21 protein-coding genes and 2 tRNA genes are annotated in these 21,826 nt (G+C 64.1%); 9 read left to right on the forward strand and 14 right to left on the reverse strand.

The features are described 5' to 3' along the window. Positions 1-42: 42 nt before the first annotated feature. From H623_RS0116700 to dnaA, 10 genes are all read right to left on the reverse strand, one after another. Positions 43-115 (reverse strand) — tRNA-Ala (locus H623_RS0116700). A gap of 143 nt (positions 116-258) precedes the next feature. Further along, positions 259-332 (reverse strand) — tRNA-Ile (locus H623_RS0116705). Between the two features lie 217 nt (positions 333-549). Then, positions 550-972, reverse strand: coding sequence for a DUF3566 domain-containing protein (locus H623_RS0116710; RefSeq protein ID WP_022902073.1), 423 nt, complete (start codon positions 970-972; stop codon positions 550-552). After that, the gene (gene gyrA, locus H623_RS20660) at positions 969-3,644 is read right to left on the reverse strand and encodes a DNA gyrase subunit A (protein WP_022902074.1); all 2,676 of its coding nucleotides are present in this window, start codon (positions 3,642-3,644) and stop codon (positions 969-971) included. Before gyrA ends, H623_RS0116710 begins: the two co-directional genes overlap by 4 nt. A gap of 112 nt (positions 3,645-3,756) precedes the next feature. Beyond that, positions 3,757-5,748 (reverse strand): DNA topoisomerase (ATP-hydrolyzing) subunit B, encoded by a 1,992-nt coding sequence (gene gyrB, locus H623_RS0116720; protein ID WP_022902075.1) that lies wholly within the window; start codon positions 5,746-5,748, stop codon positions 3,757-3,759. Between the two features lie 124 nt (positions 5,749-5,872). Continuing rightward, positions 5,873-6,355: a DciA family protein gene (locus H623_RS0116725; RefSeq protein WP_022902076.1), complete on the reverse strand. Its 483-nt coding sequence runs from the start codon at positions 6,353-6,355 to the stop codon at positions 5,873-5,875. Further along, positions 6,348-7,505: a DNA replication/repair protein RecF gene (recF, locus tag H623_RS0116730; protein WP_022902077.1), complete on the reverse strand. Its 1,158-nt coding sequence runs from the start codon at positions 7,503-7,505 to the stop codon at positions 6,348-6,350. Before recF ends, H623_RS0116725 begins: the two co-directional genes overlap by 8 nt. Positions 7,506-7,554: 49 nt before the next feature. After that, positions 7,555-8,442 carry a phosphogluconate dehydrogenase (NAD(+)-dependent, decarboxylating) gene (gene gnd, locus H623_RS0116735; protein ID WP_022902078.1) on the reverse strand — a complete coding sequence of 296 codons (888 nt, stop codon included), beginning with the start codon at positions 8,440-8,442 and terminating at the stop codon, positions 7,555-7,557. A 53-nt stretch (positions 8,443-8,495) separates the two neighbouring features. After that, positions 8,496-9,641, reverse strand: a complete 1,146-nt coding sequence (gene dnaN, locus H623_RS0116740; protein ID WP_026940491.1) for a DNA polymerase III subunit beta — start codon at positions 9,639-9,641, stop codon at positions 8,496-8,498. A 413-nt stretch (positions 9,642-10,054) separates the two neighbouring features. Further along, entirely contained in the window at positions 10,055-11,479 is a 1,425-nt protein-coding gene (dnaA, locus tag H623_RS0116745) for a chromosomal replication initiator protein DnaA (RefSeq protein WP_022902080.1), read from the reverse strand. Positions 11,480-11,935: 456 nt separating this feature from the next. Here dnaA and rpmH point away from each other — a divergent pair, with 456 nt between their 5' ends. From rpmH to H623_RS0116790, 9 genes are all read left to right on the forward strand, one after another. Further along, positions 11,936-12,073, forward strand: coding sequence for a 50S ribosomal protein L34 (gene rpmH, locus H623_RS0116750; RefSeq protein WP_026940492.1), 138 nt, complete (start codon positions 11,936-11,938; stop codon positions 12,071-12,073). 12 nt (positions 12,074-12,085) lie between these two features. Next, complete coding sequence (gene rnpA / locus H623_RS0116755; protein ID WP_022902082.1) at positions 12,086-12,433, forward strand: ribonuclease P protein component; 348 nt, start codon at positions 12,086-12,088, stop codon at positions 12,431-12,433. Next, the gene (yidD, locus tag H623_RS0116760; protein ID WP_026940493.1) at positions 12,421-12,732 is read left to right on the forward strand and encodes a membrane protein insertion efficiency factor YidD; all 312 of its coding nucleotides are present in this window, start codon (positions 12,421-12,423) and stop codon (positions 12,730-12,732) included. Before rnpA ends, yidD begins: the two co-directional genes overlap by 13 nt. A gap of 11 nt (positions 12,733-12,743) precedes the next feature. Further along, positions 12,744-13,727, forward strand: a complete 984-nt coding sequence (yidC, locus tag H623_RS0116765; protein ID WP_022902084.1) for a membrane protein insertase YidC — start codon at positions 12,744-12,746, stop codon at positions 13,725-13,727. Beyond that, complete coding sequence (locus H623_RS0116770) at positions 13,724-14,254, forward strand: Jag family protein (protein WP_022902085.1); 531 nt, start codon at positions 13,724-13,726, stop codon at positions 14,252-14,254. Before yidC ends, H623_RS0116770 begins: the two co-directional genes overlap by 4 nt. A 13-nt stretch (positions 14,255-14,267) precedes the next feature. Beyond that, positions 14,268-14,900: a 16S rRNA (guanine(527)-N(7))-methyltransferase RsmG gene (rsmG, locus tag H623_RS0116775; protein WP_022902086.1), complete on the forward strand. Its 633-nt coding sequence runs from the start codon at positions 14,268-14,270 to the stop codon at positions 14,898-14,900. 114 nt (positions 14,901-15,014) lie between these two features. After that, positions 15,015-15,884 (forward strand): ParA family protein, encoded by an 870-nt coding sequence (locus H623_RS0116780; RefSeq protein ID WP_022902087.1) that lies wholly within the window; start codon positions 15,015-15,017, stop codon positions 15,882-15,884. 63 nt (positions 15,885-15,947) lie between these two features. Next, positions 15,948-16,898, forward strand: coding sequence for a ParB/RepB/Spo0J family partition protein (locus H623_RS0116785; protein WP_022902088.1), 951 nt, complete (start codon positions 15,948-15,950; stop codon positions 16,896-16,898). A 173-nt stretch (positions 16,899-17,071) separates the two neighbouring features. Continuing rightward, positions 17,072-17,728, forward strand: coding sequence for a pyridoxine/pyridoxamine 5'-phosphate oxidase (locus tag H623_RS0116790; protein ID WP_022902089.1), 657 nt, complete (start codon positions 17,072-17,074; stop codon positions 17,726-17,728). Between the two features lie 234 nt (positions 17,729-17,962). Here the strand turns inward: H623_RS0116790 and H623_RS0116795 are convergent, their stop codons facing one another. The 4 genes from H623_RS0116795 to trxB form a co-directional block, all read right to left on the reverse strand. Next, the gene (locus H623_RS0116795) at positions 17,963-18,934 is read right to left on the reverse strand and encodes a D-alanine--D-alanine ligase family protein (RefSeq protein ID WP_022902090.1); all 972 of its coding nucleotides are present in this window, start codon (positions 18,932-18,934) and stop codon (positions 17,963-17,965) included. A 20-nt stretch (positions 18,935-18,954) separates the two neighbouring features. Next, a complete protein-coding gene (locus H623_RS0116800) occupies positions 18,955-20,274 on the reverse strand; it encodes an aminotransferase-like domain-containing protein (RefSeq protein ID WP_022902091.1) in 1,320 nt (439 codons plus the stop codon). Positions 20,275-20,409: 135 nt separating this feature from the next. Then, entirely contained in the window at positions 20,410-20,736 is a 327-nt protein-coding gene (trxA, locus tag H623_RS0116805) for a thioredoxin (protein WP_022902092.1), read from the reverse strand. A 43-nt stretch (positions 20,737-20,779) separates the two neighbouring features. After that, on the reverse strand, positions 20,780-21,736 hold the full coding sequence (gene trxB / locus H623_RS0116810; protein ID WP_026940495.1) for a thioredoxin-disulfide reductase: 957 nt from the start codon (positions 21,734-21,736) through the stop codon (positions 20,780-20,782). Between the last annotated feature and the right edge of the window lie 90 nt (positions 21,737-21,826).

Genomic DNA, 21,826 nt, shown 5'->3' on the forward strand with positions numbered 1-21,826 from the left:
TACGCCGTGCGGAAACAACGCACCTCACGTACCACTGAATTGTGGAGCCTAGGAGAATCGAACTCCTGACTTCCTGCTTGCAAAGCAGGCGCTCTACCAACTGAGCTAAGGCCCCGTGCCTATTGCACGCCGGTCCACGCCCGGCGTGCGTCGCTACGCGATTCGCTGTACACGCCGCCGAATCGCTGTGGTGCGGAAGGCGCGTACGTCGCGTCGCGCGACTGCATTGGTGATCTCCCGCATGAAGGATCTCAACCGTGGGGATACGAGGACTTGAACCTCGGACCTCTTCGTTATCAGCGAAGCGCTCTAACCGCCTGAGCTATATCCCCTTGAGGTCGACCCGCAATTGGGCCGAACGCTAGCCTACCGGAGCGTCTGTGATCTTGCGAATCGAGATGGGCCTGGTTTCAGTTGTGTTCATGGCTCGGCCATTCGACAACTTCCATCGGCTCTGTGAAGCGAACTCGTTCGCTTCACTCTCGCCTTCGCAACCGGCATCCCACGCGCCGCTCACGCAGCGCGGGCCTCTACCCGACGGGGGCCCCATCAGTTGTTCGTGAATCCCACCAGGAGACCGCCGGTGATCTTCACGCTGAGGTTGTAGAGCAGCGAGCAGACCGCACCGAGCGCCGTCGTGACGACCAGGTTCAGCACGGCGACCACAATGGAGAAGCCCATGACGGTACCCAGGCTCAGGATCGACTTGAGGTCGCTCCCGCTGGTTCCCGAGATGTCCTTGAACAGGCTGTTCAGGTTGTCGAAGATGCCCGTCTGGTCCAGCACCATCCAGATCAGGAAAGCGCCGACGATCGAGATGATCGCCAAGCACAGGCCGACGAGGAAGGACAGCTTCACCGCAGACCAGAAGTCGACGTAGACCAGCCGCAGCCTGACCTGCTTGCTCTTGCCCCGGCCGGAGGGCTTGCGCGAAGACGATTTCTGAGCCAAACGATCCGCCACACTACTCATCTACGAAGGTTGTCCTTTCCGGGCTGCTCGGCCTCCTCGCCGGTCTCAGTCTCCCCCGGCTCGGCGTCGTGAGCGTCCAGATTCCGCTCGGTGTTTCGTGCAATGGCGATGATCTTGTCATCTGCAGCGAAGCGAGCGAACACGACACCCATGGTGTCCCGACCCTTCGCGGGCACCTCGGCCACGGCAGAGCGTACCACCTTGCCGCTGGCAAGAACCACGAGAACCTCGTCGTCGGATGCCACGATCAGAGCGCCCGCGAGGTCGCCACGATCGTCGTTCAACTTGGCCACCTTGATGCCCAGACCACCGCGCCCCTGGCGCCGGTACTGGTCGACCGCGGTGCGCTTCGCATACCCGCCCTCGGTGACCACGAAGACGAAGTTCTCGTCGTCGGCGTCCGGTACGGCTTCGCTGGCATCCGGAGCAGCTTCGCTGGGGTCTGGCTGACCACTGGAGCCTGCGGCAGCGACGGTGCCCGCGTGAATGACCGAGGCATCCAGCAGCGAGTCGTCGTCACGGAAGTGCATGCCGATCACGCCGGACGTCGAGCGACCCATCGGCCGCATCGCCTCGTCGGTCGCGGTGAACCTCAGCGACATGCCCTTGCGCGAGACGAGGAAGATGTCGGAGTCCTCTTCGACGAGGAGCGCCGAGATGAGCTCGTCTTCTTCGCGCAGCTTGATCGCGATGATGCCGCCGGTGCGGTTGGTGTCGTACTCGTCGAGAGCTGTCTTCTTCACGAGGCCCGCACGAGTGGCGAGCACCAGGTACTTCGCAGCGGAATAGTCGCGGATGTCCAGGATCGCCGCGATGTCCTCGTCAGGCTGCATCGCCAGCAGGTTCGCCACGTGCTGGCCCTTCGCATCGCGTCCCGCCTCGGGCACCTCGTAGGCCTTGGCACGATAGACGCGGCCCTTGTTCGTGAAGAACAGGAGCCAGTGATGCGTCGTCGTCACGAAGAAGTGCTCGACGACATCTTCGCCGCGCAGCTGCGCGCCCTTCACGCCCTTGCCACCGCGGTGCTGAGAGCGGTAATTGTCGCTCCGGGTGCGCTTGATGTAGCCGCCGCGCGTGACGGTGACGACCATCTCCTCCTCGGGGATGAGGTCTTCGACGCTCATGTCGCCGTCGAACCCATAAAGGATGTTCGTGCGTCGCTCGTCGCCGTACTTGTCGGCGATCTCGGTCAGCTCTTCTGCGATGATCGTCCGCTGACGCGTCGGATCGGCGAGGATCGCCTTGTAGTCCGCGATCTCGGCTTCGAGCCGAGCAAGGTTGTCGATGATCTTCTGCCGCTCGAGCGCCGCGAGGCGACGCAGCTGCATGGAGAGGATGGCATCCGCCTGCACCTGGTCGACGCCGAGCAGCTCCATCAGTCCGGAGCGCGCCTCATCGGCGCTCGGCGAGCGCCGGATGAGCGCGATCACCTCGTCGAGCGCGTCGAGCGCCTTGACCAGACCGCGCTGGATGTGCGCGTCTTCCTCCGCCTTGCGCAACCGGTACTGGGTACGACGCACGATCACGTCGATCTGGTGATCGACCCACGCCGTGACGAACCCGTCCAGCGGGAGCGTGCGCGGAACGCCATCGACGATCGCGAGCATGTTCGCGCCGAAGTTCTCCTGCAGCTGCGTGTGCTTGTACAGGTTGTTCAGCACGACCTTCGCCACCGCGTCGCGCTTGAGAACGATGACGAGGCGCTGACCGGTGCGACCACTGGACTCGTCGCGGATGTCGGCGATGCCGCCGATTCGCCCGTCCTTGACGAACTCTGCGATCTTGATGGCGAGGTTGTCGGGGTTCACCTGATAGGGAAGTTCCGTGACCACCAGACACGTGCGGCCCTGGATCTCCTCGACGTTGACCACCGAACGCATGGTGATCGAGCCCCGGCCCGTGCGGTAGGCGTCGTGGATCCCCTTCACGCCGAGGATCTGCGCGCCCGTCGGGAAGTCCGGTCCCTTGATGCGCTCCATCAGAGCGTCGAGGAGCTCCTCTCGCGAGGCATCCGGGTGTTCGAGTGCCCACAATGCACCGGCCGCGACCTCGCGCATGTTGTGCGGAGGGATGTTCGTGGCCATACCAACCGCGATGCCCACCGACCCGTTGACCAGCAGGTTCGGGAATCGGCTCGGCAGGATCGACGGCTCGCGGGTGCGCCCGTCGTAGTTGTCTTGGAATTCGACGGTGTCTTCGTCGATGTCGCGCACCATCTCGAGAGCGAGCGGCGCCATCTTCGTCTCGGTGTACCGCATCGCGGCAGCACCGTCATTGCCGGGAGAGCCGAAGTTGCCCTGGCCGAGTGCCAGCGGATATCGAAGGCTCCACGGCTGGACGAGTCGCACGAGCGTGTCGTAGATCGCCGTGTCGCCGTGCGGGTGGAACTGACCCATCACATCGCCGACCACACGGGAGCACTTCGAGAACGCGCGATCCGGCCGGTACCCGCCGTCGTACATCGCGTAGATCACGCGGCGGTGCACGGGCTTCAGGCCGTCGCGCACCTCGGGCAGTGCTCGTCCGACGATGACGGCCATCGCGTAGTCGAGGTAGCTGCGCTGCATCTCGAGCTGAAGCTCGACCGGCTCGATCTTTCCGTGCACGATGCCGAGGTTCTCTTCGGCGCCCTCGGGAACGGTCTGTTCAGTGCCGTCGGTCTCGTCTGCCATCTATTTCTCTTCTGCTTCTTCTTCTCGTACGTCTCGTGCTCTGCGGCCCGGCGCCGTCCAATGGCCCGCGGCGATCGTCCGATCCCCGGGCACCACTGCTGGGCGACAGGTCTCAGATGTCGAGGAACCGCACATCCTTCGCGTTCTTCTGGATGAAGTGCCGTCGCGACTCGACGTCCTCACCCATCAGCGTCGCGAACGTCTCATCGGCCGCAGCCGCGTCATCCATGGTCACCTGCAGCAGCGTGCGCGTCTCCGGGTTCATCGTGGTCTCCCACAACTCCTGGTAGCTCATCTCGCCGAGACCCTTGTAGCGCTGGATGCCGTTGTCTTTCGGAATCCTCTTGCCCGCTGCGAGCCCGTCGGCGAGCAACGCGTCGCGCTCGCGGTCCGAGTAGACGAATTGGTGATCGGAGTTCGACCACTTCAGCCGGTACAGCGGTGGCTGGGCGAGATAGACGTAGCCCATCTCGATCAGTGGCCTCATGTAGCGGAACAACAGGGTCAGCAGGAGGGTCGTGATGTGCTGGCCGTCGACATCCGCATCGGCCATCAGCACGATCTTGTGGTACCGCGCCTTCTCACCGTTGAAATCTTCTCCGATGCCGGTTCCGAACGCGGTGATCATCGCCTGGATCTCGGCGTTCGCCAACGCACGATCGAGCCGCGCCTTCTCGACGTTCAGGATCTTGCCGCGCAGCGGAAGGATGGCCTGGGTCGCCGGATTGCGTCCTTGCTTGGCCGAACCACCGGCGGAATCGCCCTCCACGAGGAAGATCTCGCTCTCGTCGGGATTGCGGCTCGAGCAGTCGGACAGCTTGCCCGGCATCCCACCGCCCTCGAGCAGACCCTTACGCCGTGCGGTGTCGCGCGCCTTGCGCGCGGCGAAGCGCGCGGTCGCCGCCTGGATGGCCTTGCGGATGATCTCCTTCGCCTGGTTCGGATTCCGATCGAACCAGTCGCCCAGCTGATCACCGACGACCTTCTGCACGAAGGCCTTCGCCTCGGTGTTGCCGAGCTTCGTCTTCGTCTGGCCCTCGAACTGCGGCTCACCGAGCTTCACGGAGATGACGGCCGTCAGACCCTCGCGCACGTCCTCACCGGAGAGATTGTCATCCTTCTCTTTGAGGATGCCCTTCTCTCTCGCGTACTTGTTGACCAGCGTCGTCAGCGCAGCACGGAAACCTTCTTCATGGGTTCCACCCTCATGCGTGTTGATCGTGTTCGCATAGGTGTGCACGCTCTCGGTGTATGCGGTCGTCCACTGCATCGCGACCTCGAGTGCGATCTTGCGCTCGGTGTCCTCGGATTCGAACGAGATGATCTCGTCGTTGACGATGTCGGCTCGCTTGGCGGAGTTGAGGTACTCCACGTAGTCCTCGAGTCCTCGCTGATAGAGGAAGGTGTCGTTGCGCTCCGGCAGGACCTCGCCGTCTTCGTCCAGCGCTTCACGCTCGCGCCGATCCCACAGCGAGATCGAAAGCCCCTTGTTGAGGAAGGCGTACTGCTGGAACCGCGTGCGCAACGTGTCGTAGTCGAACTCCGTCGACTCGAAGATCTCGGCGCTCGGCCAGAACGTGATGGTGGTTCCGGTGTCGCTGGTTTCAGCGCCGCGCTCGAGCGGGGCATCCGGGACGCCGTTGTGGTAGGTCTGCGTCCACACGTATCCGCGGTTCTTCACTTCGACGTCGAGACGGGTGGACAAGGCGTTCACCACCGACGAGCCGACACCGTGTAATCCGCCTGAGACCGCATAGGCACCGCCGCCGAACTTGCCGCCGGCGTGCAGAACGGTGAGCACGAGCTCGACCGTGGAGATGCCCTCGGGCTGGTGGATGGCGACCGGGATGCCGCGGGCGTTGTCGATCACGCGGACCGCACCGTCTTGCGTGAGCGTGACGTCGATGTGCGATCCGTAGCCCGCCAGATACTCGTCGACTGCGTTGTCGACGATCTCGGTCACGAGGTGATGCAGGCCTCGTGGACCGGTCGATCCGATGTACATTCCGGGTCTCTTGCGGACCGCCTCGAGACCCTCGAGAACCTGAATCTGGCTCGCGCCGTAATCACTATCGGTTCCAGCCGTCTTCGGTTCTGTCGTCATTGCGTTATGAGCTCCTGACCACACGATTTTCGTGACCACTCATTCTACCAAGTGGGTCCTGGTGATCGGGCGAGAAACGGCCGTCTGAGGCGATGAAAATCGAGGGTTGGGCAGATTTGGCCGCTCAACCGTAGGTGTCGCGTGGACCGCGGCCTGGAACCGACCTGGGGCCGCGTTTCCAAGTGGGGACGTCCGGCCCTATGAAGCGGATGTTCTCCACACCCGCGTCGGGGTACCTCCGCTCGATGTGCGCGAGCATCTCTCCGCGCATCAGCCGAAGCTGTGTCGCCCAGCTCGTCGAGTCGCACTGCACGGTCAGAGTTCCACCCTCGATGCCGACCGGCGCGGAGTGCTTCGACGTCTCTTCTCCCACGACGTCGCCCCACGCGGCGATCAATTCCGACTTCGCCAACGGGGAACTCCAGCCCAGCTCGTGGGCGAGCGAATCGATCAGACCGCCCAGCCCGCGCGGCTCCCTCCCCGGGTCGAACGGCTGGCTTCCGGTGCGCTCGCTACGGCCGGTTCGTTCGGCCCGCCGGCGCCCGCGCGACGGGTCGGACCCGAAGAGCTCCTTCAAGTGCCGATAGAAGTCGGCCGCCTCACTCATCGACGACCTGACCGCCGCGAATGTGCACGGTGTGCGCACGGAGCTCATCGGGCACGTCGTCCAGCACTGCCGACGTGACGAGCACCTGTTCGAAATCGTGCACGGATGCCGCCAGCCTGGCCCGTCTCGCCTGGTCCAGTTCCGCGAACACGTCGTCGAGGATCAGCACCGGATCGCCTGTCGTGGAATGATCGCGCAACAGCTGAGCGGATGCCAGTCTCAGCGAGAGCGCGAACGACCACGATTCCCCGTGGCTGGCGTAGCCCTTGGCAGGGAGTCCGTTCAGCTCGAACCGCACGTCGTCGCGATGCGGCCCGACCAAGGTCACCCCGCGGTCGAGTTCACGGGAACGCAACGCGGCAACGGCCGCGGCGAAGCGATCCCGTGTGCTTTCTCCGTTCATCGCCGCCGGGGCGTCGGAGGATGCCTCCCCGTCGTCATCGGGGGCGGCCCCGTCCACCGAGAGCAAGGGGACCAGTCCCGGACCGTGATCGGCGCCGGCGACTGCGTGGTAGGCATCCCGAACGGGACCGACCAAGTCGTCGATGAGGGCGACTCGTTCGTCGACGATCTCGGAACCGAGGGTGACGAGGCGCTCGTCCCAGACATCCAACGTAGAGAGCGCGGAACCGCGCACGCCGGATGCCCGCGCGGACTTGAGCAGGGTGTTGCGCTGCTTGAGAACCCGGTCATAGTCGGCGAGCACGCCGGCCAGTCGCGGGGTGCGCTGCACGAGCACGACGTCGAGGAATCGTCGGCGCACTGCCGGTTCGCCGCGCACGAGGGCGAGGTCTTCGGGAGCGAACAGAACCGTGGAGAGGAAGCGCACGAGTTCTCGGGGACGCGACGGCGAGCGGTTCACCAACGCCTTGTTGGCCGAGCCACGGTTGAGCTGCAGTTCCAGCAGCACGGCCCGGCCATCATGTTCGAGCCGCACGCGCACGACGGCGGAGGGCTCATCCTGCCGGATCATCGCGGAATCGAGCGGCGTGCGGTGAGAGCTTCCTGTGGAGAGGAAGACCAGGGATTCGACCAGGTTGGTCTTGCCCTGCCCATTGCTGCCGACGAAGAGATTGGGCCCGGCCGCGAGCTCGACTTCCGCGTGCTCGTAGTTTCGGAAGTCGGTCAATGACAGATGCGTGACCCTCATCGACCGCCTCCCACGTGTCGCCCCTGACGAGGCGACGACGCTGCCACTGTCAGTCGACGGCCTTGACGGCGTGCCCGCCGAACTGGTTGCGCAGGGCGGCGACCGCCTTCATGGCCGGTGAGTCCTCCTGACGCGAGACGAATCGTGCGAAGATCGACGCGCTGATCGTCGGCATCGGAACCGCGTTGTTCAGCCCCTCTTCGACGGTCCACCGACCCTCGCCCGAGTCCTGCACATAACCCTCGATGTGCTCGAACTCGGGGTCCTGCTCCAGAGCGCGCACGAGAAGGTCGAGAAGCCAGGAACGCACGACGGTTCCTCGCTGCCACGCCTTGAAGGTTCCGGTGACGTCTTTGATGATGTCCTTGCGTGTGTCCAGGAGCTCATAGCCCTCGGCGTAGGCCTGCATGAGCGCGTACTCGATGCCGTTGTGCACCATCTTGGCGTAGTGACCGGCGCCGACCTCGCCGACGTGGACGAATCCCTCGTCGCGCGGGCCGTCGGGCCGGAGCGCGTCGAAGACGGGCATCACTCGTTCGACCTGGGCGGCACTGCCGCCGACCATGAGGCCGTAGCCGTTGTCCAGTCCCCAGACACCGCCCGAGACGCCGGCATCCATGAAGTCCACGCCGGTCTTCGCGAGGAGTTCGGCATGTTTGAAGTCCTCGGTGAACTTCGAGTTGCCGCCGTCGATCACGAGGTCGCCGGCCTCCAGAACTCCGGCGAGCTCCGTGACGACCGAGTCGGTGATGGCGCCGGCCGGAACCATGGACCAGACGGTCCGCGGCGCGGGGAGAGCCTTGGCGAGATCCGCGATCGAGGCGACGTCGGAGACGTCCGGGTTCGTGTCATAACCGGTGACCTGGATGCCTTTGCGCTCGAGGCGCGCCCGCATGTTGTTGCCCATTTTGCCGAGGCCGATGAGACCGATGTGCATGAGTAGTCCTTCGTCGTGTGCAGTGAATCGCGAATCGAGCGCGAACGCGCCGATCAGCGCAACAGCAGATTCGGCTGCAGCAGGTAGCGGTAGCTGTCGCTTCCCGCCTGCTCCTTGCTGGTCTGGCTCGTGATGAGCACCGGGCCCGGCTTGTTCGGGTTGTCGGTCTTCGTGAACGAGATGCGCACGAATTCCGAGTGCACGGCGCCGAGACCGTCGAGCAGGAACTGGGGTTTGAGCGAGACGACGGTGTCTTCTCCGCTGAGCAGAGCGTCGATGCTCTCGGATGCCTGTGCTTGCTCCGACCCGATAGCCTCCAGGGTCAGACCGTCGGAGTTGAAGGTGAATCGCAGCGCGGCTTCGCGCTCGAGCACGAGGGACACGCGTCGCGTGGCCTCGATCAGGTCTGCCGTGTTGATCACGGCGTAGTTGTCGACAGTGTCGGGGAAGAGCCGTTTGACCGGCGGGAAGTTGCCCTTGATCAGAAGCGACGTGACAGTCTTCTTCTCCGCCGTGAACGCGATCAGTTCGCGGTCGTCCTTCGAGACGAGCGTCACCGAGATGGTGCTGCCATGACCGAAGGTCTTGCCGATCTCCTGGAGCGTGCGCGCTGGAACAAGCGCTGTGGAGGGATCCGACTGCCCGAGCGAGCCGTCCCAATCGATCTCGCGAACGGCCACTCGATAGCGGTCGGTGGCGACGAGGCTCAGCTTGTTGTCGGCGATCTCGAGCTGAACACCGGTGATGACAGGGGTCACATCATCGCGCGAGGCCGCCACGGCCACCTGAGCGACGGCTTCGGAGAACTCTTCCGCAGGAACCAGACCCGCGTCGCCGGAGATCTGCGGCAACGTCGGGTATTCCTCCACGGGCATGGACAGCAGCGTGAAGCTGGCGCTTCCGCACGTGACGCCGATGCGGTTCTCGTCGGTGCTGAACGTCACCGGGGCGTTGGGCAGCTTGGACGCGATCTCCGCAAGGAGACGTCCTGACACGAGCACCGTTCCCGGTTCTTCGACGTCGGCCGCGATCTCGGTCTGCGCCGACACCTCGTAGTCGAATGCGGACAGGGAGATACCGGATTCCGTGGTGCTGATCAGGATGCCGCTGAGGATCGGCAAGGTGGTGCGCTGAGGCAGCAGTTTGACGGTGAACGAAACCGCTTCGCTCAGCACATCGCGGTTGGCCTGAAACCTCACGAAGTTCTCCGTAACGTCGATGGATGCTGGTGCGCCATTCATGCTAGCCCCCGACTGCTGACGTGCGAACGAGGGAACCAAGGCCCGGGCGAGTCGTTGAGGTTGTCGGCAGCCTCGCTTAACAAATCTTGGTGTTTTAACCGGCTTAACCGCTGTGGAAACTGTGGATAACTCGGTGGATGGTAGTCGGCTCTAGGGAACTACAAGCGTGTGACTTGTCGACGAGCTGTTGATGGTGAGGGTTTCAGACGCCGCCGGCGCGGCCACCGAATGACAAGGATTTCACAGCGGCGGCTTGTCCGCTCACACGCCGGAGCCTGTTATTCGTTAACTATCCCCAGAGTTATCCACAGTGTGAATATGCGCGGATGAGCAGTGTCGCGGGTCGGGCCGTGACGGGAGACGATCGAGCGTCAGCGGTGCGTCTGCTTGATCCGTGCGGTGAGCTCGGTGACCTGGTTGTAGATCGACCGGCGTTCCTTCATGAGTTCGCTGATCTTCTTGTTCGCGTACATCACCGTGGTGTGATCGCGGTTGCCGAACAGCTGGCCGATCTTCGGCAGGGAGAGATTCGTCAGCTCGCGGCAGAGATACATCGCGATCTGCCGCGCCGTGGCGATCGCCTGCGATCGCGAGGAGCCGTAGAGATCGTCGACGCTCAGCTTGAAGTAGTCGGCAGTGGCGGTGATGATGTCGGCCGGCGCCACGACGTTGTCGTCATCGAGTGTTATCAGGTCCTTGAGCACGGTCTGGACGAGACTCATGTCGACCGGGGTCTTGTTGAGACTGGCGAACGCGGTGACCCGGATGAGCGTGCCCTCCAGCTCGCGGATGTTGCTCGACACCTTGGTCGCCATGAACTCGAGGATGTCGTCGGGAACGAGGATGCGCTCGCTCTGAGCCTTCTTGCGCAGGATGGCGATCCGGGTCTCGAGGTCGGGAGCCTGGACATCCGTGATCAGGCCCCACTCGAAGCGGGTGAGCATCCGATCCTCGAAACCCGTGAGGTGCTTCGGTGGCAGGTCACTGGTGATGACCACCTGCTTGTTGTGGTCGTGCAGTGTGTTGAAGGTGTGGAAGAACGCCTCTTGCGTCTCGACGGCTCGTTGCAGGAACTGGATGTCGTCGATCAAGAGGATGTCGATGTTGCGGTAGCGCGCCTGGAACGACGATCCACGGTTGTTCGCGATGGAGTTGATGAAGTCGTTCGTGAACTCTTCGGAGCTGACATAGCGGACCCGGATGCCCGGGTAGAGGCTCATCGCGTAGTGACCGATGGCGTGCAGGAGGTGAGTCTTACCCAGCCCGGAGTCGCCGTAGATGAAGAGGGGGTTGTAAGCCTTCGCGGGGGCCTCGGCCACGGCGACTGCCGCCGCATGGGCGAACCGGTTGGACTGGCCGATGACGAAGTTGTCGAAGCTGTACTTCGCGTTGAGTCGGGTATCGGCGTTCCGGGGCGCGGCGCTGATCTCGGTGACCGGCGCCGAGGGCTGCGTCACGGTGGGAGGGGTGTCGATGTAGCTCGACTCGATTCGCTCGGGCTCGAGCTGGGGTGACTCGTGCGTGATGTTCGGATTGACGACGATGGCGAAGTTGGAGACCGCCAAAGAGTCGTCGAGTCGGCCGATGGAGCTCAGGAGCGGCACTCGGCAGCGCTGCTCGATCATTCCCCTGGTGAATTCATTCGGCACCTCGAGATAGAAGGTGCCGGCCATGATGCCCTTCGGCTCGACCAGGCTGAGGAACCCGTAGAGCTGAGGGGTGACGCGCTCATCCACCTCGAGCGTCGACAGAACGGATCTCCATGCGGTCGTCAATGCCGGATCGCCGTCAGCCATAGTTCCCCTAGATCTTTCCCACGAACCCTGGCGAGTCCGATCCACCCCATCGTGGACCAGTCCGGCCGAAACAGCGGGTTCGGCCGCTCTTATCCACACCGTTATCCCCACGTGCCGTCAGGCCATTCTCCGCGTCAGGACGCCGTGTCGAGAACAGCCGATTCACAACCTGGGGATAACTTCGCATGTCACGCTAACGAATCGGACGGGCGCGCTCAAATCATCGGGTGCGTACGATCTCGCGGGTCGTCGGCGTGCCTCTCCAGGCTTAGTACTGTCGCGGGTCATAATCAACGATTCGCCGGGCGCCGGTTTGACCTTGTGAGAGCGACCCCGTACCGTTAACGGGTTGACCGCGCCGTGCGAGCGCGGGAATTCTTCCTTCTGGGCGCCTACGGCGACTGTGTGCCATCGGGTCCGCCTCACGAAGAACCGATCGATCGAGAGACCAATCTGATGAGCAAGCGAACGTTCCAGCCGAACAACCGCCGTCGCGCCAAGGTGCACGGCTTCCGTCTTCGTATGCGCACGCGCGCCGGCCGCGCCATTCTCGCGAACCGTCGCCGCAAGGGTCGCACCGAACTTTCCGCGTAGTAGCGCAGTGCGGTGCTCGCCAAGGCGAACCGGATCGTCAGCGGTGCTGATTATCGACTGACGGTCCGTCAGGGAGTGCGCGTGCACGCACCGAACACGATCACCTATGTGAGGCGGGCATCCGAAGGGGTGCCCGCTCGTTTCGGTTTCGTCGTGAGTAAGGCAGTCGGTGGTGCAGTGGTTCGCAACACGGTGCGCCGCCGCATGAAGGCGATCTGTCGCGAACTGCTGCCGGAACTGGGCGACGGTTACGACATCGTGGTGCGTGCGCTGCCAGCGTCCGCGCAGGCACCGTGGACTACCCTTCAAGGTGAGATCCGCCGAGCCGTCGACAAAGTGGGCGCCCGATGCATGCCGTGATGACGACCGTTCTTCTTCTACCGAGGAATGTTGCTGTGCTGATTCTGCGCGCCTATCGCACGGTGATCTCACCCCTGTACGGCGACGTGTGTCGCTATTACCCCTCGTGCTCGGCCTACGCGCTGGGTGCGATTCAAGAGCACGGCGTTCTCGTCGGCACGGTTCTCGGAGTCGCGCGCATCGCGCGCTGTCATCCATGGGCTGCCGGCGGAGTCGACGATGTCCCCCACAAGAAGACCCCCCGCTATAGCGTCACCCCGTTCGGGTTCGTGGTGGCACGCGGCCATGCAAAAGGATGACCGACTAACAGATGGACTTCCTCTATACGATCCTCTGGCCGATCGAGTGGCTCGTGCAGCTGCTGCTGATCGCCTGGCACTGGCTGTGGACGACCGTCGGGCTCGATCCGAGCGGCGGTCTGACCTGGGTGCTGTCCATCGTCGGTCTGACTGCCGTGATCCGTGCTGCGCTGATCCCGATCTTCGTTCGCCAGATCAAGAACCAGCGGCGCATGCTCGAGGTTGCACCGCAACTGAAGAAGATCCAGGACAAGTACAAGGGTAAGAAGGACCAGCTCTCCCGTGAGGCGATGTCGCGCGAGACCATGGAGCTGTATAAGCGCACGGGCACGAACCCGCTGAGCTCCTGCCTTCCACTCTTGCTGCAGATGCCTGTGTTCTTCAGCCTGTTCCACGTGCTGAACGACGCGCAGGGTGGGCACGACAGCGTCGGTCTGCTGAGCGGCGCGAACCTGCTGAAGTCGTTCCAGGATGCGAAGCTGCTCGGTGCACCACTGAACGCATCCTTCGGATCCCAGTGGTCGTTGATGGTGGCAGGCAAGGACTACAGCCTGTCGGTGATGTTGATCGCGGCGACGATGGTGATCCTCATGGTGGCGTCGCAGTTCACCACGCAGTTGCAGATCGTCTCCAAGAACATGTCGCCGGAGACGAAGGCGAGTCCGCAGTTCAAGCAGCAGCGCATGCTGCTCTACTTACTTCCGTTCGTGTTCCTGTTCTCTGGTGTTGCGTTCCCGCTGGGCGTGATGTTCTACTGGCTGACCTCGAACATCTGGACGATGGCTCAGCAGTGGGTCGTGATCAGGAACATGCCGACTCCGGGCAGCGATGCGGAGAAGGCTCGTGAGGCGCGCCTCGCCAGGAAGGGCAAGCTGAAGACTCCCGAAGGTGCGCCGGTGCTCATCGTCGATGAGGTGCCTGCCAAGCCCGTGACGACCCAGCGCCAGCAGCCCATGAGCAAGTCCCGTGCCAAAAAGTCCGGCGGAAAGAAATGACGAGCATGACCGACGAATCAGCACAGGCAGAGGAACGGACCTCCGTGGCCGGCGAAGAGGCTGGGAGCCTGGCTTCGCTCGAAGCCGAGGGTGACGCCGCCGCCGACTACATCGAGGGACTGCTCGATATCTGCGATCTCGATGGGGACATCGACATCGATGTGCAGAATGGCCGGGCGTATGTCTCCGTGTCGGCCGAAGACGCGCAGGCGCTCCGCCTGCTGAGTCGTGGTGACACGGTCACTGCCCTTCAGGAGTTGTCGCGCCTGGCTGTGCAGTCGAAGACCGGCTCGTACTCTCGCGTGATTCTCGACATCGGCGGCTCGCGTGACGCACGGAAGCAGGAGCTGACCCAATTGGTCGACCGTGCCATCGAGCGGGTGGAAGAGGGTGCGACCCAGGCGGCGCTTCCGGCGATGTCATCATACGAGCGCAAGATCGTGCATGACGTCGTGTCCGAGCGCGGCTTCTCGTCCCATTCCGTCGGTGAGGGTTCCGATCGGCACACCGTTATCACTCGCGCCTAGTTTCACGTGAAACATGACCGTTTCCGTTGAGACTGAACCACCCGTCGCCGCGGAACTGTTCGGCGACCGCATCGAGCTCGCTCGCGCGTTCGCATCGGCATTGGCGAGAGAGGGCGAAGAGCGGGGTCTGATCGGACCCCTCGAACCTCCTCGTCTGTGGACGAGGCACGTGGTGAACTGCGTGCTCGTTGCACCGCTGCTCTCCGCCGGTGCGCGCGTGGGCGATGTCGGAAGTGGTGCTGGACTGCCCGGAATAGTGTTGGCGATCGCACGGCCGGACGTCGGGTTCGTCTTGATCGAGCCGATGGAGCGCCGGATCGCGTGGCTGCAGGAGCAGACTGGTGCGCTCGGTCTGGCGAATGTGGAGGTTGTTCGAGCGCGAGCGGAAGAAGTGAAGCTGGCCGATCCCCTGGATCAGGTCACTGCGCGTGCTGTGAGCGCATTTCGCAAACTGATTCCGTTGACGGCTCCCCTGGTGAGAGACGGCGGTGAGCTGGTCTTGATGAAGGGCGCGAACGCTCAGGCCGAGGTCGACGCAGCCTCGAAGGAGCTGCGTCGCTTCCACATCACTGACGCTCGAGTGGAAGTCCTCGGAGCAGGGACCGTCGACGAGGTGACGAGGGTCATCCGGGCTACAGTGAGATAGCCCCAGCGCGGTGATCGAGACCGTGGTCGTGTCGTGATCGCGGGCAGTAAGAAGTGCGTGTTTCACGTGAAACATCCCTAGAACGAAAGCGCGGAGGTGCCTGCACCCGTGGATATGTCCACTCCCCTCGCGAGCGAGATCGTTGAAATCAACCGCCGGAGACAGGCCATCGAGGAGACGACGCTCCCACTGCCCTCGCGGACACGCATCTTCACGGTCTCGAACCAGAAGGGTGGCGTCGGAAAGACGACGACGGTGGTGAACCTCGCCGCGGCGCTGGCCCGGTCTGGCGCGCGGGTGCTGGTGATCGACTTGGATCCACAAGGGAACGCATCCACAGCTCTTGGAGTTGAGCATCGTGAGGGCACGCCGAGCGTCTACGACGTGATCGTCAATGACACGGAGATGGCCGAGGTTGTGCAGCCCTCCCCCGACCAGAAGGATCTGTTCTGCGTACCCGCGACGATCGATCTCGCCGGCGCTGAAATCGAGCTGGTTTCTATGGTCGCCCGCGAACAGAGACTGGCGCGAGCGATGAGCGTCTTCCTCGATGAGATTCCGGAAGGGATCGATTACGTACTGATCGACTGCCCGCCGTCGCTCGGCCTGTTGACGATCAATGCGTTCGTCGCGGCGACCGAGGTTCTGATCCCGATTCAGTGCGAGTACTACGCGCTCGAAGGACTGAGCCAGTTGCTCAAGAACATCGCGCTGATCGAGAAGCACCTCAATCCGAAGCTGAAGGTCTCGACGATACTTCTGACGATGTTCGATTCGCGCACGAACCTCGCGCATCAGGTTGCCGATGAAGTGCGCGATCACTTTCCGAAGCAGGTTCTTGAGACGATCATCCCGCGATCCGTTCGCATTTCAGAGGCGCCGAGCTACGGGCAGAGCGTGATCAGGTATGACATGAGCTCGCCTGGTGCGCTGTCATATCTCGAGGCGGCCGCCGAGATCGCGCGCCGCGGCGCTCCGCGCTGACCGAGACCGTTTCACCACCACTGAGCAACGTCGCGCGAGCGGCAGACGAGGAACTTGAGCAACATGGCAGCGAAGCGCACGGGTTTGGGCCGCGGAATCGGCGCGCTGATCCCGACCACCGGTTCGGACACCCAGCGTCCCGTCGACGTGTTCTTCAGCGAGGATCGTGGCACTCGAGCCGCCACGAGCGACGACCAGCTCGTGGCGGTTCCCGGAGCGCGGTTGGCAAGCCTCTCCCCCGACGACATCGTGCCCAACGCGCAGCAGCCTCGCACCGAGTTCGATCAAGAGGCGATGGACGAACTGGTAGCGAGCATCCGGGAGGTCGGTGTGCTGCAGCCGGTCGTCGTGCGGGCGATCGTCGATCAGGCGGGCAAGTACGAGCTCATCATGGGCGAGCGGCGCCTTCGTGCGACGAAGGCGGTCGGGCTGTCGACGATCCCGGCCGTGATCAAGGACACGGCCGACGAGGACATGCTTCGCGACGCGCTCCTCGAGAACTTGCATCGTTCCCAGCTGAACCCGCTGGAAGAGGCATCGGCCTATCAGCAGCTCCTGGCGGACTTCGGGATCACGCAGGACGAACTCGCCACCCGGATCGGTCGATCACGTCCGCAGATCACGAACACGATCCGGCTTCTCAAGCTCCCCTCCCCCGTGCAGCAGCGCGTGGCCGCCGGGGTCTTGAGTGCTGGTCACGCGAGGGCGATCCTGGCGGCCGGTGATGAGTCTGCGATGAAGAAGTTCGCCGACAAAATCGTGAACGAAGATCTTTCCGTTCGCGCCGCCGAGGCGATCGTCAGCGCGAAGCCCAAGGACGTGAAGCCTCGTCCCGCGGCAGGAAAGCGGCAGGCACACCTCGACGGCATCGCCGAGCGACTGGGCGACCGCCTGAACACTCGTGTGAAGGTGGCGCTCGGCGCACGAAAGGGACAGATCACCATCGAGTTCGCGTCGGTGCAGGACCTGAATCGGATTCTCGAGGAACTCGGCGAAGATCCGTTCTCCGGCTGAACGAGCGAAGCGAGATCGTTAGACGCGGCGGGTCCGTCCTTCCCGTTGTGGTGCGAAGGATGGTCGCTACGCCATTGACACACATGTTTCACGTGAAACATGTGGTTCGTCGCGAGTGGGGTGCATTGTTGAGAGCGTCGCATCATCGAGAGTGACGTGCCAGGATCGACAGCGTGCCCGACCTACGCGATCTTCTGCGCTCACTTCCCGCGATTGTGGGCGATCCCCCGCCGTGGGATCCGCAGCGTGCACCGGAGGATCCTCGTGCGCTCTTCATCGACTGGTTGCACGAAGCGATCGAGCGTGGCGTGGCGGAGCCGCATGCCGCGACACTGTCGACCGTGGACACGCACGGGCGGCCGGATGCGCGCGTCCTGATCGTCAAGAACGTCACCGCGTCCGGCGAGTTCGAGATCGCGACCATGTCGACCTCGGCGAAGGGTCGGCAACTGGCGGCTCATCCGGCATGCGCGTTGACGTTCTACTGGTCGCCGCTGGCCCGCTCGGTTCGGGTGCGCGGCGTTGCTCGCCCCGCCTCGCCGCAGGACTCTGCTCGAGACTTCTTGGCGCGGCATCCCGACTCGCGCGCCCTGGTCTTCGCGTCCGCAGCGGGAGGAGAAAGTGCATCCGACGAGGAACACCGTCGCTTGGTGGGCGAGGCCAAAGCCCGCATCGAGCGCGACCCCGACCTCGTCTCACCCGACTGGGTCGTGTGGCGGATTCGTCCGGACAGCGTCGAGTTCTGGCAAGGGAGCGAGGATCGGGACCATCTGCGGCTTCGCTATCTCCGAAGTGGGAATGGCTGGAGCCGTGAACGCCTGAGGGCATGAGCCCGAGCGGTCGCCGGAGTCGCGGTCGGCCGCGCCACCGTGGAGAAGTGTGCCGATTCCAGGCCGGCGCCGGCTGGGTTCCCGTCGACAACAGAAGACAGGGATGGCGACCTTCGATGCTCCGAGGAGAGAGAGCCACGGGCGGCGTGCAGAACTTGCTTGCTGTGCGGGGGGTCTCACATAGTGCCGGAAGGGGCACAGCGATGTTTCACGTGAAACATGGTGCCGGATCGGTCACCCGACAAGTGAGACACCGTCACGGATAGCCTGCTCGGCGAGGCCCGCGTAGACGGCACCGAGGTCGAATCCGGCGGCTTCGATCGCCAAGGGGACCAACGAAGTCTCGGTCAGACCCGGAAGAACGTTGGCCTCGAGAAACCAGGGCACGCCATCCGGGTCGACGATGAGGTCAACGCGCGAGAGGTGGCGGAGCCCGAGAGCTTCGTGGACCGCGATGGCGGCTTCTGCCACAGCCGTCGTGGCGGCCTCCGTCAGTCGAGCGGGGGTGAAGAAGCTCGTCTCGCCGGCGTTGTACCGCGCCTCGAAGGTGTAGGCGCCGTCACGCGGCACGATCTCCACAGCGGGAAGCGCGACCGGACCAGCGCCCGTGTCGAGCACGGTGACGGCGACCTCGATTCCGGTCACCCGGCGCTCGATGAGCGCGACGTCGTTGTAGGTGTAGGCGTTGACGAGAGCACGCGGCAGATCAGCGATGTCGTCGACGAACGTGACGCCCTGAGCCGACCCGCCCTCCGCCGGCTTCACGACCAGCGGGGTGGTGAGGGCATCCCCGAGCCCTTCGAGAACACTGACGGCGCCGAGCTCTCGGAAGGTCTCCGTGGGAAGGGTCACGGATGCCGGGGTCGCGACGCCCGCCCGGGCCGCAATCGTCTTCGCCACAGGCTTGAGCCAGGCGAGTCGGGCCGACTCCGCGTCGGCACCGACGAACGGCACGCCGGCAGCGGTGAGCAGCGCCCGAAGCGCTCCGTTCTCACCGCTGGCTCCGTGCAGAGCCGGCCACACCACATCCGGATCGATCTCCCGTATCGCGGAGAGAAGACTGCCGTCGGGTTCACGCACTGTGACACGGTGCCCGTGCGCGGCCAGCCCGTCGGCGACACGTCTACCCGATCGCAGCGAAACATCCCGCTCGTGAGAGATACCGCCGGCGAGGACGAGCACATTCAAGCGTTCGAAATCCGTCATGATGCTGCTCTCTTCGGTATTCAGCGAAGGTCGGAGGGCGGGAAAGTGTTCGCCGTCGCGCGATCGGTGCGGAGTGAAACGGTGCCGGCGAACGTGTCGAGGAGATCGAGTTCGTCGTTGACCACGTTGGCCAGGCGACGCACGCCGATCCTGATCGACTCGGGCGTCGGATAACAGAACGAAAGGCGGATGTTCTGGGCACCGTCGCCGTTCGCGTAGAACGCGGTGCCCGGCGTGTACGCCACGAGTTCCGTGACGGCGCGGGGAAGCATCCCCTTCGAGTCCAGTGTCTGAGGCAAGCTGAGCCAGACGTAGAAGCCGCCGTTCGGGTTGGTCCAGCTCAACTCCGGCAGATGTTCTTCGAGGGCGGAGATCATCGCCTCTTTGCGCTCCCGGTATACGCCGCGGAAGGTGTCGATCTGGCCGCGCCAATCCGCTTCGGCCAGGTACTGCGACACTACGAGCTGCGTGAACGAGCTGGGGCTGAGAACCGCCGCCTCGTTGGCGAGGATCAGTTTCTCGCGAATGGCGTGCGGGGCGAGTGCCCAGCCGACGCGCAAACCGGGCGCCAGCGTCTTGGAGAAGGTCCCGAGGTAGACAACCCCGTCCTCGTCGATCGAGCGCATGGCCGCCGGCGGCTTCTGGCCGAAATAGAGCAGTCCGTACGGGTTGTCCTCCAGCACCAGGATGCCGTTCTCTTTGCAGATCTCGAGGATCTCCAGTCGGCGCTCCCACGTGAGCGTCACGCCTGCGGGGTTGTGGAAGGTGGGGATCGTGTACAGGAACTTGATGCGACGGCCGACGGCGCGAGCGTTCGCGATGTGCTCGCGGAGGGCATCCGGGATGAGCCCGTGCTCGTCCATCGGAACGTGGTCGACCTCGGCCTGATAGGACTTGAAGATGACGAGAGCCGTCACGTAGCTCGGCCCTTCGGCGAGGACGAGATCGCCGGGGTCGAGGAACAGCTTGGCGAACAGTTCGAGGCCGTGCTGCGAGCCGGTCGTGACGATGACGTCGTCGGCGCTGGCGCTGATCCCCTCGAGCGCCATGACCTCGGTGATCTGCTCACGGAGCAGGGGAACCCCCTGACCGGATCCGTACTGCAGCGCGACCGGGCCCTGCTCGCGCATCACGCGATCCATCGCCCCGACGACGAGGTCTTCGGGGAGCGCGGACACGTAGGGCATGCCGCCCGCGAGGGAGACCACTTCCGGCCTCGAGGCCACGGCGAACAGAGCTCGAACCTCACTGGCGGCCAGGCCGCTCGTGCGCTGCGCATAGTGCGAGTACCAGGGGTCGAGATTGTTGCCCGCGCTGTGCGAGCTGCCGGAGTCGATCACGTGTCATTCCGTTCTGGGAGTGTGTTCCATGTTATGGGATGCCCGCTGTGGGCTTTTCGAGGAGTGCGCAGGGTCAGCGAAATGCAGAACGCCCGCCCGGCGTATGCCGGACGGGCGTGCGAGCCTGCGACCGACCTACTGGATGTAGGCGGCCAGGTCGGCTTCGAGGGCGGGCTTCGGCTTGGCGCCGATGACGGTCTTCACGACCTCGCCGCCGCGGTAGACCTTGAGCGCCGGGATCGACGTGATCTGATACTTCACGGCGGTCTGCGGGTTCTCGTCCACGTTCAGCTTGACGATCTCGAGCTTGTCGCCGTGCTCAGCGGCGATCTGGTCGAGGATCGGCGCGACGGCGCGACACGGACCGCACCACTCGGCCCAGAAGTCGACCAGGACTGTCTTGTCGGACTCGAGCACATCCTGCTGGAACGTCGCGTCGGTGACGGACTTGGCGGTGGACATTGTTCTCCTTCTTTCGGATCGGATTCCGGGCTCGCCCGGAGGCTCAGTGGGTGAGGGCGAGGGACTCGCTCTCGGCCTGCTCCACTGCGGCGAGGTAGTGCTCGGCATCCAGAGCGGCGACCGTTCCGCTGGCGGCGGCGGTCACGGCCTGACGGTAGGTGGGGTCGATCACATCGCCGGCGGCGAAGACGCCCGCGACATTCGTCTTGGAGCTGCGGCCATCGACCGCGATCGTGCCGGCTTCGGCGAGGTCGAGCTGCCCGTGCACCAGGTGCGTGCGCGGGTCGTTTCCGATGGCGACGAACAGGCCCTCGAGAGGCAACTCCCGCTGCTCCCCCGTGACGGTGTCGCGAAGTGTGACACCGTCGACAGCGGCGTCACCATTGATGGACGCCACTTCGCTGTTCCAGATGAACTCGATCTTGTCGTTCTCGAACGCACGGTCCTGCATGATCTTGGATGCCCGCAGTGCGTCGCGCCGGTGGATCACATACACCTTGGAGGCGAACCGGGTGAGGAACGTCGCTTCCTCCAGCGCCGAGTCACCGCCTCCGACCACGGCGATGGTCTTCTCACGGAAGAAGAAGCCATCGCACGTGGCGCACCACGACAACCCGTGCCCGGAGAGGCGCTCCTCCTCGGGGAGCCCGAGTTTGCGATAGGCGGATCCGGTCGCGAAGATGACGGACTTCGCCTCGTAGGACTCGCCGCTGCCCAGCGTGACCTTCTTGACTTCGCCGGCGAGTTCCAGTGAAACCACATCGTCGTAGATCACCTCGGCGCCGAACTTCTCCGCCTGCACCTGGAACTTCGCCATCAGGTCGGGCCCCATGATGCCGTCGGGGAAACCCGGGTAGTTCTCCACCTCGGTGGTGTTCATCAACTCGCCGCCGGCCTCGACCGAGCTCGCGATGACGAGCGGCTCGAGGTTCGCGCGCGCCGCATAGATGGCGGCGGTGTATCCCGCGGGTCCCGAGCCGATGATGATGATCTGCCGCACGTGCACTCCTCGTTCTGCGGCACCCGACGAGCCGACTCGCGACTCTGGACGGGCGCCTGCGGGCGTGTTCCCGATGCCGGTTCGCTCGCT

Source organism: Humibacter albus DSM 18994 (assembly GCF_000421825.1).
Classification (GTDB): domain Bacteria; phylum Actinomycetota; class Actinomycetes; order Actinomycetales; family Microbacteriaceae; genus Humibacter; species Humibacter albus.

Coding starts and splice junctions, on each gene's coding strand:
- H623_RS0116710 (WP_022902073.1), bottom strand. CDS start 972: ATGAGTAGTGTGGCGGATCGTTTGGCTCAGAAATCGTCTTCGCGCAAG.
- gyrA (WP_022902074.1), bottom strand. CDS start 3,644: ATGGCAGACGAGACCGACGGCACTGAACAGACCGTTCCCGAGGGCGCC.
- gyrB (WP_022902075.1), bottom strand. CDS start 5,748: ATGACGACAGAACCGAAGACGGCTGGAACCGATAGTGATTACGGCGCG.
- H623_RS0116725 (WP_022902076.1), bottom strand. CDS start 6,355: ATGAGTGAGGCGGCCGACTTCTATCGGCACTTGAAGGAGCTCTTCGGG.
- recF (WP_022902077.1), bottom strand. CDS start 7,505: ATGAGGGTCACGCATCTGTCATTGACCGACTTCCGAAACTACGAGCAC.
- gnd (WP_022902078.1), bottom strand. CDS start 8,442: ATGCACATCGGTCTCATCGGCCTCGGCAAAATGGGCAACAACATGCGG.
- dnaA (WP_022902080.1), bottom strand. CDS start 11,479: ATGGCTGACGGCGATCCGGCATTGACGACCGCATGGAGATCCGTTCTG.
- rpmH (WP_026940492.1), top strand. CDS start 11,936: ATGAGCAAGCGAACGTTCCAGCCGAACAACCGCCGTCGCGCCAAGGTG.
- yidD (WP_026940493.1), top strand. CDS start 12,421: ATGCATGCCGTGATGACGACCGTTCTTCTTCTACCGAGGAATGTTGCT.
- yidC (WP_022902084.1), top strand. CDS start 12,744: ATGGACTTCCTCTATACGATCCTCTGGCCGATCGAGTGGCTCGTGCAG.
- H623_RS0116770 (WP_022902085.1), top strand. CDS start 13,724: ATGACGAGCATGACCGACGAATCAGCACAGGCAGAGGAACGGACCTCC.
- rsmG (WP_022902086.1), top strand. CDS start 14,268: ATGACCGTTTCCGTTGAGACTGAACCACCCGTCGCCGCGGAACTGTTC.
- H623_RS0116780 (WP_022902087.1), top strand. CDS start 15,015: ATGTCCACTCCCCTCGCGAGCGAGATCGTTGAAATCAACCGCCGGAGA.
- H623_RS0116785 (WP_022902088.1), top strand. CDS start 15,948: ATGGCAGCGAAGCGCACGGGTTTGGGCCGCGGAATCGGCGCGCTGATC.
- H623_RS0116795 (WP_022902090.1), bottom strand. CDS start 18,934: ATGACGGATTTCGAACGCTTGAATGTGCTCGTCCTCGCCGGCGGTATC.
- trxA (WP_022902092.1), bottom strand. CDS start 20,736: ATGTCCACCGCCAAGTCCGTCACCGACGCGACGTTCCAGCAGGATGTG.